Genomic DNA, 13,462 nt, shown 5'->3' with positions numbered 1-13,462 from the left:
CGCGGCGGCGCGCGTTGGATCGAGAAGCATGAAGACGATCCTGTTCGCCTACCGCGTGAGCGACCTCGAGCGCTCACTGGCCTTCTACCGCGCGCTGGGCTACACCGAACTCGGCACTGTTCCGTTCGAGGACGGCTCCAGTTTGGTCTGGCTGAAGCTGCCCGACGAGCAGAGCGTTTCGCTCGAGCTGGTTCATCGGCCGGCTGACGGTCCGGTCGAGATCGGCGGCTTCGAGCACTTGGCGATCGACGTGGGCACGCTCAGTACGACGCTCGACCGGCTGACGGCGGCCGGTCTGGAGCCTGGTCCGCCGGAGTTTCCGGCCGGATCCGACGGTCCGAAGACCGCCTGGCTGATCGATCCCGACGGGTATCGCATCGAGTTGGTCGAGTGGCCACCTGGGCATCTGGAGAAGGTACTGAACGGGGACGGCTGACCCGGGGGCACGATTCTTGGCGGGCTTGATCTCTTGCCGCCTCGCAGGCAGGGCGCTAGTTTGTGGCGACCAATAGGAAAGTTTCCTAACGGTTGACTCTTGAGGAGCCGTTGCCATGCGCCCCTTTCGTCGTGCTCGCCGGCTCGTGCCGTTCGCCGTGGTCGCCAGTTTGCTGCTCGCGATCGCGCCTGCTTCCGCGCAGGCGGCTGCCGGCGTCGTCCGGGTGAACCAGCTCGGGTACGCCGCCGGCGCGGCCAAGGTGGGTTACCTGATGACCGGATCGAGCGCGGCGGGCACGTCGTTCGCGGTGGTGGATCAGCGTGGCCGGCGGGTGCTGACCGGGCGGGTCGGCGCTGACGCGGGGGAGTGGAACGCGGCGTACCGGCACGTGTACCGCGTCGACTTCTCCGGCGTACGGCGGCCGGGGAAGTACCGGATCGAGGTGGACGGTGCGACGGCCTCGCCGGAGTTCGAGGTGCGGGTCGGGGATCGGCTGAAGCGGGCGGCGGCAGACAAGGCGGTCGGGTTCTTCACCGGGCAGCGGGACGGCGCTGACGTGCCGAGCGGGCCGCTCGGGCGGACGCCGTCGCATCTGACCGATCGGTCCGCGTCGGTCTACGAGTGGCCGGTGTTCACCGGGCCGGACACGGATCAGTCGACCGGTGAGCTGCGCCGGATCGGCGGTCCGGTCGACGTCGAGGGCGGCTGGTTCGACGCCGGCGACTACCTGAAGTTCACCCACATCGCGGCGTACTCGGACTCGTTGCTGTGGGCATCGGCTCGGGACGGCCGGCGGCTGGATCCGGTGCTGGTGAAGGAAGCGCGGCACGGGCTCGACTGGCTGGACAAGATGTGGGACGAGCGGACGAAGACGCTCTACATCCAGGTCGGCGTCGGGACCGGGAACGTCGAGGGCACGTTCGTCGGCGACCACGACGTGTGGCGGCTGCCCGAGGCGGACGACACGCTCGGAGAACCGGGAGAGCGCTTCCTGAGGAACCGGCCGGTGTTCCGCGCCGCGGCGCCGGGACAGCCGATCAGCCCGAACCTGGCCGGCCGGACCGCCGCGGCGTTCGCGCTCGCCGCCCAGGTCGAGCTGTCGCCGGTGAAGGCCCGTCGGCATCTGGAGACGGCGGCACAGATCTACGCGCAGGCAAAGACCACGGGCGTGACTCAATTGGTCACGTCGCTGCCGTTCGCGTTCTATCCGGAGAGCGCGTGGCGCGATGATCTCGAGCTGGGCGCCGCCGAGCTCGCCCTGGCCGCCCAGAAGCTGCGCGACCCGCGGGACCGGACGTGGCTGCAAAAGGCGAACTACTGGGCCGGTCAGTATCTGCAGCACGAAGCGGGCGGGGACACGCTCAACCTGTACGACGTGAGCGCGCTCGCTCACGCGGACCTGATCCGCGCGGTGCGCGCCGACCGTCGTACGGGAGCGGCGGTGGACGTCGCCGCCGTGACAGCTGATCTGCGGGCCCAGTTGGAGATCGGCGTGCGCCGCGCGGCAGAGGAGCCGTTCGGCGCGGGCGCGCAGTACGACAACTTCGACGCCGTACCGCACGCCTTCGGCCTGGCCGCGACCGCGCGGCTGTACCGCGACGTCACCGGCGACCGCCGCTACGACATCTTCGGCGCCCGCCAGCTCGACTGGACGTTCGGCGCGAACCCGTGGGGTGTCCCGTTCATGATCGGCGTCGGGGAGACCACCGAGCGCTGCCCGCACCACCAGATCGCCAACCTGAAGAACCGCCCGCTGACCGGCGCCGTCGTCAACGGCCCGAACTCCGCCGCCCTTTTCGCCGACGGCCTCGGCGACCACCTCGACAGCATGCGTCCCTGCCCGGCCAACGGCGTCGACCGCTACGAACCCTTCACCGGCAAGGGCTCCCGCTACGTCGACGACGTCCGTTCCTGGCAGTCCTCCGAACCAGCCGACGACTTCGCGGCCATCGCCGTCTACGCCTTGAACCTCTGACGCTTCTCCCCGCTCCTTGGCGGCGCGGTCGCCAGGAAACGCGAGAGAGCGCGTGCTGCCCGAAGGCAACACGCGCTCTCGGCAGGGTCAGTTCAGATCGAGACCCGGGTACAGCGGGTGCTTGTCGAGCAGTTCGGCCGAGGCGGCGCGGACCTTGTCGGCGACGCCGTCGGCCAGCACGTACTTGGCCTTCGACGGTGCGCCGGTCGACGTGGAGGTCGGCGTGACGCTGGACAGCACGTCCACCATCAGCTCGGCGACCCGGTCGAACTCGTCGGCGCCGAAGCCGCGGGTGGTCAGCGCCGGCGTACCGATCCGGACGCCGGAGGTGTACCAGGCGCCGTTCGGGTCACGCGGTACGGCGTTGCGGTTGGTGACAATGCCGGCGTCGAGCAGCGCCGACTCGGCCTGGCGTCCGGTGATCCCGTACGACGAGACGTCGAGCAGGACCAGGTGGTTCTCCGTGCCGTCGGTGACCAGCTTCACGCCACGCTTCATCAGGCCCTCGGCCAGGGTGACCGCGTTGTCCGCGACGGCCTGCGCGTAGGTCTGGAACTCCGGCCGGCGCGCCTCGGCCAGCGCGACGGCCTTGGCCGCCATCACCTGGCTGAGCGGGCCGCCCAGCACCATCGGGCAGCCGCGGTCGACGGCGTCGGCGTACTCGGGCTGGCACAGCACCATGCCGCCGCGCGGGCCGCGCAGCGACTTGTGCGTGGTGGTGGTCGTGACGTGCGCGTGCGGGACCGGGTCGAAGTCGCCGGTGAACACCTTGCCCGCGACCAGGCCGGCGAAGTGCGCCATGTCGACCATCAGCGTCGCGCCGACCTCGTCGGCGATCTCGCGCATCTTGGCGAAGTCCACCTTGCGCGGGTACGCCGAGTAGCCGGCGATCAGGATCAGCGGCTTGAACTCGCGCGCGGTCGCGGCGACCTTGTCGTAGTCGAGCAGCCCGGTCTCCGGGTCGGTGCCGTACGAGCTCTGGTGGAACATCTTGCCGGAGATGTTCGGGCGGAAGCCGTGCGTCAGGTGACCGCCGGCGTCCAGCGACATGCCGAGCATCTTCTGATCGCCGAGCGCCTTGCGCAGCTTGGTCCAGTCCTCGTCGGACAGGTCGTTGACGTGCTTGGCGCTAGCCTCGGCCAGGGCGGGAGCCTCGATCCGGTTGGCCAGGATCGCCCAGAACGCGACCAGGTTGGCGTCGATGCCGGAGTGCGGCTGGACGTAGGCGTGCGGTGCGCCGAACAGCGCCTTCGCGTGGTCCGCGGCGGTCTGCTCGACGGTGTCGACGTTCTGGCAGCCGGCGTAGAACCGGTGACCGACGGTGCCCTCGGCGTACTTGTCGGACAGCCAGTTGCCCATCGTCAGCAGGGTGGCGGGCGAGGCGTAGTTCTCGCTGGCGATCAGCTTCAGCGAGCTGCGCTGGTCTTCCAGTTCGGCTTTGATCGCGCCGGCGATGGTGGGCTCCACCGCGCCGATCACCTCGAGCGCGTTGCGGTACGCGGCCGACGCCGTGGCGGCGTCGAAGGGCTGAGTCATCGTTGTCTCCTGAGGTTCGCACGGTCGCGGCACCCAGGCGCACGGTGCCGGCGTCTTCTTGCTCCCCGGTGGTTCTCCACCTCACGCGCCAGTCGCGCTGGTAACCCTAGCGTGCCTGCGGCGTCATGGCAGGACGCGGTCGACGATCGATCCGAACGGCGTGGTCCGCGGCAGCGTTCCGAACACGCCACCCCAGTCACCGGCCAGCCTCGACGCCACGAACGCGTCGGCCACCTCGGGTGTCGAGTACCTGACCAGCAAGGAAGCCTGCAGGCACGCCGCCATCCGTGCGGCCAACCGGCGAGCGCCCGCTTCGGCCTCGGAAACGTCGGAGAGCGCTTCCAGTACGTCGGTCACGGCCGCGTCCAGTCGCGGATCAGCGCCCTGGGCGGCGGCGATCTCGGTCAGCCAGGCCTGCAACGACTCCGGCCGCCGCAGCGCCCGCAGGACGTCGAGCGCGTTGACCGTGCCCGAGCCCTCCCAGATCGAGTTGAGCGGCGACTCGCGGAACAGCAGCGGCAGCCCTGACTCCTCGACGTACCCGTTGCCGCCAAGGCACTCCAGCGCCTCGGCCGCCATCATCGGCGTCCGCTTGCAGACCCAGAACTTGGCCAGCGGGAGCGCGATCCGGCGGAACGCCTTCGCCTGCTCGTCACCGGCTTCGGACGCGTCGACGGCTGCCGCGAGACGCATCGAGAGAGCGGTTGCTGCCTCGCTCTCGATGGCCAGATCCGCCAGCACGTTGCGCATCGCGGGCTTGTCGCGCAGCAGTCCACCGAACGCGCTGCGGTACGACGTGTGCCAGGTCGCCTCGACCAGCGCGCGACGCATCAGCGCGGCCGAGCCGAGCACGCAGTCGAGCCGGGTCGCGGCCACCATCTCGATGATCGTGCGCACCCCGGCGCCCTCGTCGCCGAGCCGGTAGCCGACCGTGCCGTGGAACTCGACCTCACTGGAGGCGTTGGAGCGGTTGCCGAGCTTGTCCTTGAGCCGTTGCAGCGCGAAGGCGTTCCGGTTGCCGTCCGCAAGAACCCTGGGCACGACGAAGCAGCTCAGCCCCTCGGGCGCCTGGGCGAGCACGAGGAACACGTCGGCCTGCGGCGCCGAGCAGAACCATTTGTGCCCGGTCAGCAGGTACTCGTCCCCGCCGTTCTCGGTCGGCGTCGCGGTCGTCAGATTGGCGCGGACATCGGAACCGCCCTGCTTCTCGGTCACCCCCATGCCCGCGAGCACGCCGGACTTGTCCGCGACCGGCAGCCGGCGTACGTCGTACTGGGTGGAGGCGAGGCGCGGGATCCACTCGGCGGCGAGTGACTCCGACGTGCGGAGTGCGGGCACGGCGGCGTACGTCATCGAGATCGGGCAGCCGTGGCCGGGCTCGACCTGGGACCACACGTAGAAACCGGCGGCGCGGGTCAGGTGCGGCGCGGGTGCGGTGCTGGTCCAGGGCGCGGCCTGCAGGCCGAAGCCGACCGCCTTGTCCATCAGCCAGTGCCACGACGGGTGGAATTCGACCTCGTCGACGCGGTGGCCGTACCGGTCGTGCGTCTTCAGGACGGGGGAGTTCTGGTTCGCGGGAAGAGCATGGGAGAGCGCTTCCTGCGATCCCGCGAGTTCTCCGATCGCGGTCAGCGTGGAGTCCTTGGCCAGGTCCGCGTGCGGAAGCAGTGCGTCACCGAGCGACTGGTCCTGGGTGAAGAAGTTCACTCCCTGGAGTGGGGGAGCTTGGTTCGTTACAGCGTTTGGGTCCGCCATGTCAGTACGGTAAGCGGTATGGCACGCTCTGGGTCAGCGCGAGGCGGTGGGACGTCGGTCTCACTCGCCTGGGTGCGACGTATCCCCGCGACGACCTGGAAGTTGATCACACAGACCGTCGGCACCTGTCTGCGCTACCGGGTCACCGGCCTGGCCGCCGAGGGAGCGTTCTTCGCGATCCTCTCGCTGCCGCCGCTGATCTTCGGACTGGCCGGCTCGATCGGCTACATCGCCAGCCGGTATTTCGAGGTCGAGACGATCGAGGACATCAAGGCCCAGATCGCCGAACTCGCGGCCCGGGCGCTGACCGACGACTCGGTCAAGACGGTGATCGTGCCGACGCTGAACCAGGTGCTGAACGGCGGCCGCCCGGACGTCATCTCGATCGGTTTCGTGCTCGCGCTGTGGTCGGGCAGCCGGGCGCTGAACGTGTTCGTCGACACCATCACGATCATGTACGGGATGGGCGGCAAGCGCGGCATCGTCCGGACCCGGGCGCTGTCGTTCAGCCTGTACTGCGCGGCGCTGGTGATCGGCGTGATCGTGCTGCCGCTGGTGCTGGCCGGACCCGACGCGGTCGATGCGCTGCTGCCGGACCGGTTGGACTTCCTCAACCAGCTGTACTGGCCGGTCGTCACGATCCTGTCCGCGGGCTTCCTCAACACGCTCTATCACTTGTCGGTGCCGGTCCGGACACCGTGGGCCTCCGACCTGCCGGGATCGTTCCTGGCCTTGTCGATCTGGATCCTCGGCAGCTTCCTGCTGCGCTGGATCCTGCAGAGCACCGTCGGAGGTACGTCGATCTACGGGCCGCTGGCGGCGCCGATCGCGGTGCTGCTGTGGTTGTACATGACGGCGATCGCGGTGCTGATCGGTGCCGCGCTGAACGCGGTCGTGGACCGGTTGTGGCCGCACAAGGCGCGCAAGGGCGACGCGCTCGAGCCGGTGATGAAGGCCGAGCCGGACCCGAGCCACCACGAGGAGCACCCGCTGACGCCCGGCGAGCTGCGGCCGGAGGTCAAGATCGCCCGCACTGTCGAGGCGATGTCGCCGGGGTCGCCGGTGGATCCGCCGGGGCACACGATCGGCTACCCGACGCACGACGGCCGGCGTCCGGGGGACAAGGACCTGCCGCCCGCCGAGCCGGCTGTGCAGTCAGCACCTAAGTCAGAGCCCAAGTCAGAGCCCAAGGTCGAGGCGAAGGTCGAGGCGAAGGTCGAGGCGAAGGTCGAGGGAAAGTCCGAGGCGAGCGTCGAGGCCGCGCCGGTCGGAGGGGCCGAGGATCCCGCGCCCCGCGCCGCGTCCGACAAGGTTGCCCAGGTGAACCGGACCGACACCCCTCGGTAGTGCCCGGCGGTGCGGCGGCCCGTCGTACCGGGTGGGTAATTGCGGTGCGGCCGGTGGGAAGTCGACCTACGCTTCTCCTATCGCGACAGTCCGCCGGATCCGGCGGCAAGGACCACCGAAGGGAGTGAGACGACCATGAACTCCCATTTGGCCCCCGAGGACCACCGAGCCGAGGGGCCCGCTCGCTCCCACTCCGTCCGGCCGCCGAGCTGAACTCCGCGGCCGGACCTCCCGAAAGGTTCGTCGCACCATGTCAGCAGCGCTTGTCTCTCTCGGCCTGGACACTCCAACGGCCGACTACCTGTCCACTCTTCCCGGTGCGGCCGGCCTGGTCCCGGGACGCGTCGTCCGGGTCGACAAAGGTCTGTCCACCGTGCTCACCGAGGACGGCCCGGTCCGCGCCAGCTGGTCCGGCGGCGTGCTCGCCGCCGTGGCGAGCGACGCCCAGGCCTCTCCGTGTACCGGCGACTGGGTCGCGCTGCGGCGCTGGCCCGACGACCGGATCACGCTCGAAGCGGTCGCTCCCCGCCGTACGGCGATCGTCCGCGCCGAGGTCGGCGGCTCGTCGCGCGGCCAGGTGCTCGCGTCGAACGTCGACGTGATCGCGATCGTCGCCGGCCTGATCCCCGAACCCAACATCGGCCGGATCGAACGCTTCCTCGCCCTGGCGTGGGAAAGCGGCGCCCGCCCGGTCGTCGTACTGACCAAGTCCGACCTGGTCGGCGACGCGGACTCGATCGCCGAGGACGTCGCCACGGCCGCGCCCGGCGCCGACGTCCTGGTCTGCAGCGCGACCACCGGCCAAGGCCTCGAACCGGTCCGCGCGCTGCTCGACGGCAACGCCACGATGGCCCTGCTCGGCGTCAGCGGCGCCGGCAAGTCGTCCCTGGTCAACGCCCTGGCCGGCGTCGAACTGCTCGACGTGCAAGCGATCCGCGAGGACGGCAAGGGCCGCCACACCTCGGTACGGCGTGAGCTGATCCTGCTGCCGCAGGGCGGCGTCGTGATCGACACCCCCGGACTGCGGGGGATCGGGCTGCAGGAGTTCGGCGAGGGCCTGGTCGCCGCGTTCCCGGACATCAGCGGACTCGCGGACCAGTGCAAGTTCAAGGACTGCGTGCACCAGACCGAGCCGGGGTGCGCCGTCCAGAAAGCCCTTGCCGATGGCACCCTTCCGGTACGCCGGTACGAGAGCTGGGTGAAGCTGCAGCGCGAAGCGGCGTTCATGGCGCGGCGTACCGATGCGCGGCTGCGAGCCGAGGCGAAGAAGGAATGGGCCCGCCAGTCGAAGGGCTACCGCCGGGACATCACGCCACGCCAGTGAAGCCCGGGCATCGCGAACTGCTCGACCGCTGCCGCGATCCCGGCCCGCGGATCGGCGCGGGGACTGTTCGGCAGCCGGCGTCGGAACCAGGCGGCTTCGCCGGCCGTGCGGGGGTAGGCTGGCGGCGCGGCAGTGGGCGGCTTCGCCGGCCGCGCGGGGGTACTCCGGCGGCGCGGAAGTGGGCGGCTTCGCCGGCCGGCGCCGGGATCGAGCGGCTTCGCCGGATGCTTTCGAGGCGGACGTGCAGCACTCACCAACCCGCCCTGCCGGAACGGCCTGAGCGGGCAACGCGTCGGGCACGGCCGGATCTGGGTGGTTGGTGGGTGCTGGACGTCCGCACTTCACCGAGAAGGGCCGATGAAAGACTCGGGGCATGAGTCGTTCGGTGTTGGTGACAGGAGCTTCGCGGGGGATCGGTGCGGCGACGGCGAGGGCGTTCGCCGCGGCGGGGGATCGGGTCGCGGTGCACTACGGCGCGTCGGCTGATGCGGCCGAAGAGGTGCTGAAGGACCTGCCGGGGGAAGGGCACGTCGTCGTACAAGCCGATCTGTCGGACGCCGACGCGATCCGGCGGATGGTCGACGAGGCCGCGGCGGCGCTCGGCGGGATCGACGTACTGGTCAACAACGCGGCCGTCTACGCGCCGCACCCGATCCGGCAGACGGCGTACGACGAATGGCAGCAGGCCTGGGCCGACACTCTCGGCGTGAACCTGATCGGCGCCGCGAACACCTGCTGGTGCGCCGTCCAGCACATGGGTCGCGGCGGGCGGATCGTCAACGTCTCATCCCGCGGCGCGTTCCGCGGTGAGCCCAACCAGCCCGCGTACGGCGCCGGCAAGGCGGGCCTGGTCTCGCTCTCGCAGTCCTTGGCCCGTGCGCTCGGCCCGGAGGGCATCGCGGTCACGGCGATTGCGCCGGGCTGGACCACCACCGACATGGCCGCCGAGGCGCTGTCCGGCGACGGCTACGACCGCCGCCGGCTCGAGAGCCCGCTCGAACGCGTCGCCTCACCCGACGAGGTCGCCGCGGCGATCCTCTACCTGGCGTCGCCGGCGGCCGAGTTCGCCACCGGCACGGTCCTGGACTTCAACGGCGGGTCTCACCTGCGGATGTGACGCTGCGCGAACTCCTCGGCGGTGATCCCGAAAACCACCAGGTCCTGGTACGCGCCGGCGAGGAACTCGTGATCGCGCAACACCCCTTCGCGCTGGAACCCGAGCCCTTCCTGCAGCGCCAGTGACGCGTCGTTGTACGCGTACACCCCCGCTTCGCACTTGTGGTAGCGCCGTTCCTGGAACATGAACCGCAGCAGCACCTTCACCGCGTCGCTCGCGTACCCGCGCCGCTGGTGCTCGCGCCCGATCGCGATCCCGTAGCTGAACCGCCCGCACCGCCGGCTGGTGTCGTTGGTCGAGCACGCTCCCACCACGGTGTCGGTCTCGAGCGACTCGATCGCCAACTGCAGCCGGTCGTCGGCCTCCCCGTGCGTCGCCTGCTCCTCGGCCCACGCCTGCATCGCGAACGCCGACCGCGGCGCGTGCACCATGTCGGCGTTGCGCTGCACCTCACTGTCCTGGTCGAACCGCAGGAAGTCCGCCCAGTCCTCAGGCTCGATCGCCCGCAACCGAACCCGCTCACCCACCCACACAGAGCTCATGCCGACAGATTGAAACAGCCAACCAGGACCAGGGCCATGCATTAACCCGCCAAGCCGCCGGCGGCCGAGCGAAGCGAAGGCGAACCCGGCAGACAACGCCAGCCCCAACAGCCGAGCGAAGCGAAGGCCAACCCAACCGCGGCGCCCAGCCACAGCGGCCGAGCGAAGCGAAGGCCCAAGGGGGTGCGGGTGGCGGAGCCCCCGCTCGCGCCAAGCGCAGCGCAGGCGCACAAATAACGAAAGCGACCCGGTCCGCGCTCTCCGCGGACACAAGTCGCCCATCGCTTTCGTGGACGATACTGGGATCGAACCAGTGACCTCTTCCGTGTCAGGGAAGCGCGCTACCGCTGCGCCAATCGTCCAGGTATGGAGTTCTCGAAGGGATTCACACGAGGTGGAGACGGGATTCGAACCCGTGTACACGGCTTTGCAGGCCGTTGCCTCGCCTCTCGGCCACTCCACCACAGAGTCTCAGCCTGCTGACCTCTTCCGAGCGGACGACCGGGTTCGAACCGGCGACCTCAACCTTGGCAAGGTTGCGCTCTACCAACTGAGCTACGTCCGCACTCTCGCCGCGAGCTTTTCGCTCCCTGCGAGAGCAGAACAGTAGCGCACTCCCACCGCGGAAGAAAAATCAGATTCGCCCCGCGACAATGTGACGATGAGCAACCCTCCACCACCCGCGCGCCCCCTTGCCATTCGGGTGAAAGACGCCCTCGATCGGCTGGCCTCCGACGTCGACGCATGGGTCTCCACAGCGTCGCCCGACGGTACGCCGTACCTGGTCCCGCTCTCGTTCCTCTGGACCGGCGGCACCCTCATCCTGTCGACCGCCTCGAAGAACCCCACCAGCCTGAATCTCCGGTCCAATCCCCAGCTCCACCTGGCGATCGGCCACACCAGAGACGTCGTGCTGATCACCGGCACGGCCGCCGCCTTCACGCCCACCGAGGAGCAGGCCGACACCTTCGCCGAGAAGACCGGCTTCGACCCGAGGACCATCAAGGCCAGCTACCCGTACTTCGAGGTCACTCCCATCAGGATCCAGTCCTGGCGAGAAGCCAACGAACTCGAGAACCGCGACCTGATGCTGAACGGCCAGTGGTTGACCTGAGCTGCGCAGCGGCTACCGCGCCCCGGCCGCGCGCAGGATGCCGGCGATCTCGGTGTACCCGCGCTGCTGGGCGTGCTGAAGGGGAGTGACGCCGTCCTTGTCGGCCTTGGACGGGTCGGCGCCGGCGGTGAGCAGGATGCGGACGATCTGCTGCCACCCCTCGGTCCCCTTGCCGAGGATCACGGCCTCCAGCAGAGCGGTCCAGCCGAGGTCGTTCACGTGGTTGACGTCGATCCCGGTCCGGACGACGCGCCGGACGTATTCGACATGGCCGCGTTCGCTCGCGGGAATCACCGAGACGCCCCCGAACCGATTGCGCAGGGTGAGATCCGGCTGCGCCGGAAGCAGACTCTCTCGAGCATCGCGACACTCCCGGTGACTCCGGTGACGAGCCACGCCGAGTCCCGCCGGTCGTCCTGAGCATCCGGGTCCGCACCGAGCGCGACCAGCAAGCGAGCAACCTCGACACGGTCGTTCAACGACGCCAGCAGCAGCGCCGTACGGCGTTTGCTGTCGGCCGACTCGACCGGCGCACCGGCGGCCAGCGCCGCGGCTGCCTGGTTCGCGTCGCCCGACGTCGCCGCCGCGAGCAGCGCGGCCGCGGGGGAGTCCGGGCGCTCAGCCTCCAGTGCGGCGCTCACGGCGTTCTGGCCGAGCTTCCGGGCGCCCTGCACCGGCGTGACGCCGTCGCGCTCGGCCGGCTTCGCGCGGTCGGCCCCGGCGGCGACGAGCAGTCGCACGGTCTCGACGTACTGCGGGGTGCCCTCGCCCAGCAGGACGGCCTCGTGCAGCGCGGTCCACCCGAGCTTGTTCACGTGATCCACCGCCACCCCGGCCCGGAGCAGCCGGCCGACCACGGCGGCGTGACCGCGCTCGGCGGCGCGGATCAGCGCGGTGCCGCGGTAGCTGTCGAGGCTCCGGACATCGGCTCCGTGTTTCAGCGTGAGGTCGAGCAGCTCGACGTACCCCTCGCTGGCGGCGATCAGGAAGGCGCTCTGCACGGTGGTGTCGACCGCGTTGACGTCCGCGCCGGCGGCGATCAGCCGGCGCGCGGCCTCGACGTCGTTCTTCCAGGCGGCGGCGATCAGCTGTTGGTCGAGAGCGGTTGCTGTCGGCACGGTGAGCCTCGGGGTCTGTGACGGGGTGGAGGTGGACGTCGTCGGTGGTGGTGCGGCGTCGGTGGCCGAGCAGGCGCCGGCCGTCGCCACCACGACCGTAACCAGCGACAGTGCACGGAAGACCTTCATCGGCGCGGCGGGGTCAGCGTGACGACCTGGTACGGCGGGGTCGCGGTCGCCTCGTCGAACTTGCTGTCGACCAGGAGCAGCCTGCCCTGCGCGAGCTTCGCGGTGGTGAGCACGCGGTCCGGATCAGTGGGAGTCGCGGCCACGAGTCGCGCGGTGCGTCCGTCCGGTGTCAGCCGGAGCGTGCTCAGCACCTTCGAGAAGTTGCGCACCACCCACAGCGTGCGACCGTCCTGGACGAGGCCGTCCGCGTTGACGAGCTCCGCCGAACCACTGTCCACACCTGACACGGTGCCGGTCCGCAGCGCGAACCGCCAGAGTTTGCCGACGTTGCCCTGGGCCACGATCAGCGCCGTCCGGTCCGGGGACAGCACGATCCCACCGAGGTTGAAGCCCGCCTGGGTGGGGATCGTCGCCGTCGCGTCCGCCCAGGTCCGGATGGTCCAGCGGCCGTCCCGCTCAGCGACCCGGAACACCTGCGGCGCGTTCGAGTTCGTCACGTACGCCGCGCCGTCCGGCCCGATCACCAGATCGTTGAGGAACGCGTTCGGTACGCCGGTCCGCAGCGCGGCGAGCAGCTTTCCGGTGCGGTCGTAGACCCACAGATCCGGCGCGCCCGGGTGGTCGATGCCGTTCGGGCCGCCCGCGACGTACACCCGCCCGTGCGCGTCGACGGTGACGCCGCGGGCCGTCCAGCGACCGTCCGTGCCGTCGCCGGCCAGCCATTCGGTCGCTGCCGCGGATCCCAGCCGGCCGCGGTGGATCTCGCCGCCGGTGGTCTCCGAGACGTAGTAGCTGCGCGCCTGGGCGTCGTACCCGATGCCCTCGAACTTCGACCCGCCGGGATCGCCCGGCAGTTCGTAGCTCGCGGGCCGGGCGGACGCGGTGGGGCCGACGACCCCGGTCAGCGCGACGGACAGTACGAGGGTGGTGGACAGGGAGCGGAAGGACATCGGGAACCTCTCATCGCTGGAACGGGATGTCTCCAGCCTGATCGGTCTCAGCGCCGCCGACGACGGGTGTTCGGCCACCGCCGGATAGCCGATCGGATGATTCGAAAGCCGGCGCCCCG

General features: G+C 70.1%; 12 protein-coding genes, 3 tRNA genes and 1 riboswitch. Of the genes, 6 read left to right on the top strand and 9 right to left on the bottom strand.

The genetic code is table 11. From position 1 onward, the window contains the following. Positions 1-28 precede the first annotated feature (28 nt). The gene (locus ACQPXM_RS21150) at positions 29-436 is read left to right on the top strand and encodes a VOC family protein (protein WP_432935609.1); all 408 of its coding nucleotides are present in this window, start codon (positions 29-31) and stop codon (positions 434-436) included. Between the two features lie 115 nt (positions 437-551). Beyond that, positions 552-2,411, top strand: a complete 1,860-nt coding sequence (locus ACQPXM_RS21145; RefSeq protein WP_432935607.1) for a glycoside hydrolase family 9 protein — start codon at positions 552-554, stop codon at positions 2,409-2,411. 87 nt (positions 2,412-2,498) lie between these two features. Here ACQPXM_RS21145 and ACQPXM_RS21140 read toward each other — a convergent pair whose 3' ends face one another. Together ACQPXM_RS21140 and ACQPXM_RS21135 are read right to left on the bottom strand one after the other, a co-directional pair. Next, a complete protein-coding gene (locus ACQPXM_RS21140) occupies positions 2,499-3,947 on the bottom strand; it encodes a glycine hydroxymethyltransferase (protein WP_432935605.1) in 1,449 nt (482 codons plus the stop codon). Between the two features lie 24 nt (positions 3,948-3,971). Next, positions 3,972-4,053: riboswitch (ZMP/ZTP riboswitch) on the bottom strand. 17 nt (positions 4,054-4,070) lie between these two features. After that, positions 4,071-5,702: an acyl-CoA dehydrogenase family protein gene (locus tag ACQPXM_RS21135; protein WP_432935603.1), complete on the bottom strand. Its 1,632-nt coding sequence runs from the start codon at positions 5,700-5,702 to the stop codon at positions 4,071-4,073. Positions 5,703-5,774: 72 nt separating this feature from the next. Between ACQPXM_RS21135 and ACQPXM_RS21130 the strand changes: the two genes are divergently transcribed. The 3 genes from ACQPXM_RS21130 (at position 5,775) to ACQPXM_RS21120 (ending at position 9,490) form a co-directional block, all read left to right on the top strand. Then, positions 5,775-7,049 (top strand): YhjD/YihY/BrkB family envelope integrity protein, encoded by a 1,275-nt coding sequence (locus ACQPXM_RS21130; protein WP_432935601.1) that lies wholly within the window; start codon positions 5,775-5,777, stop codon positions 7,047-7,049. 250 nt (positions 7,050-7,299) lie between these two features. Then, a complete protein-coding gene (gene rsgA, locus ACQPXM_RS21125) occupies positions 7,300-8,373 on the top strand; it encodes a ribosome small subunit-dependent GTPase A (protein ID WP_432935599.1) in 1,074 nt (357 codons plus the stop codon). Between the two features lie 373 nt (positions 8,374-8,746). Further along, positions 8,747-9,490, top strand: a complete 744-nt coding sequence (locus ACQPXM_RS21120; RefSeq protein WP_432935597.1) for an SDR family NAD(P)-dependent oxidoreductase — start codon at positions 8,747-8,749, stop codon at positions 9,488-9,490. Here the strand turns inward: ACQPXM_RS21120 and ACQPXM_RS21115 are convergent. The 4 genes from ACQPXM_RS21115 to ACQPXM_RS21100 all read right to left on the bottom strand — a co-directional run bounded on the left by ACQPXM_RS21115 (position 9,475) and on the right by ACQPXM_RS21100 (position 10,597). Continuing rightward, positions 9,475-10,032, bottom strand: a complete 558-nt coding sequence (locus ACQPXM_RS21115) for a GNAT family N-acetyltransferase (RefSeq protein WP_432935595.1) — start codon at positions 10,030-10,032, stop codon at positions 9,475-9,477. The two genes, ACQPXM_RS21120 and ACQPXM_RS21115, sit on opposite strands and share 16 nt — an antisense overlap. A gap of 290 nt (positions 10,033-10,322) precedes the next feature. Further along, positions 10,323-10,394 (bottom strand) — tRNA-Val (locus tag ACQPXM_RS21110). A 30-nt stretch (positions 10,395-10,424) separates the two neighbouring features. Continuing rightward, positions 10,425-10,495, bottom strand: a tRNA-Cys gene (locus ACQPXM_RS21105). Positions 10,496-10,524: 29 nt separating this feature from the next. Further along, positions 10,525-10,597: transfer RNA gene (locus tag ACQPXM_RS21100), tRNA-Gly, on the bottom strand. Positions 10,598-10,693: 96 nt separating this feature from the next. Here ACQPXM_RS21100 and ACQPXM_RS21095 point away from each other — a divergent pair. Then, positions 10,694-11,146: a pyridoxamine 5'-phosphate oxidase family protein gene (locus tag ACQPXM_RS21095; RefSeq protein ID WP_432935593.1), complete on the top strand. Its 453-nt coding sequence runs from the start codon at positions 10,694-10,696 to the stop codon at positions 11,144-11,146. A 12-nt stretch (positions 11,147-11,158) separates the two neighbouring features. On the opposite strand, the gene ACQPXM_RS21090 is transcribed toward ACQPXM_RS21095, so the two are convergent. Genes ACQPXM_RS21090 through ACQPXM_RS21080 form a run of 3 tightly spaced genes read right to left on the bottom strand, consistent with a single transcriptional unit; the run spans position 11,159 to position 13,343 of the window. Then, complete coding sequence (locus tag ACQPXM_RS21090) at positions 11,159-11,440, bottom strand: ankyrin repeat domain-containing protein (RefSeq protein WP_432935591.1); 282 nt, start codon at positions 11,438-11,440, stop codon at positions 11,159-11,161. Further along, on the bottom strand, positions 11,437-12,393 hold the full coding sequence (locus ACQPXM_RS21085; RefSeq protein WP_432935589.1) for an ankyrin repeat domain-containing protein: 957 nt from the start codon (positions 12,391-12,393) through the stop codon (positions 11,437-11,439). The genes ACQPXM_RS21090 and ACQPXM_RS21085 overlap by 4 nt, the downstream gene beginning before the upstream one ends. Beyond that, entirely contained in the window at positions 12,390-13,343 is a 954-nt protein-coding gene (locus ACQPXM_RS21080) for an SMP-30/gluconolactonase/LRE family protein (RefSeq protein ID WP_432935587.1), read from the bottom strand. Before ACQPXM_RS21080 ends, ACQPXM_RS21085 begins: the two co-directional genes overlap by 4 nt. Positions 13,344-13,462 lie beyond the last annotated feature (119 nt).

Origin of the sequence: Kribbella sp. CA-253562 (assembly GCF_050942265.1) — a bacterium.
Lineage (GTDB): Bacteria > Actinomycetota > Actinomycetes > Propionibacteriales > Kribbellaceae > Kribbella.
This window is presented reverse-complemented; position numbering and strand designations above follow the sequence as displayed.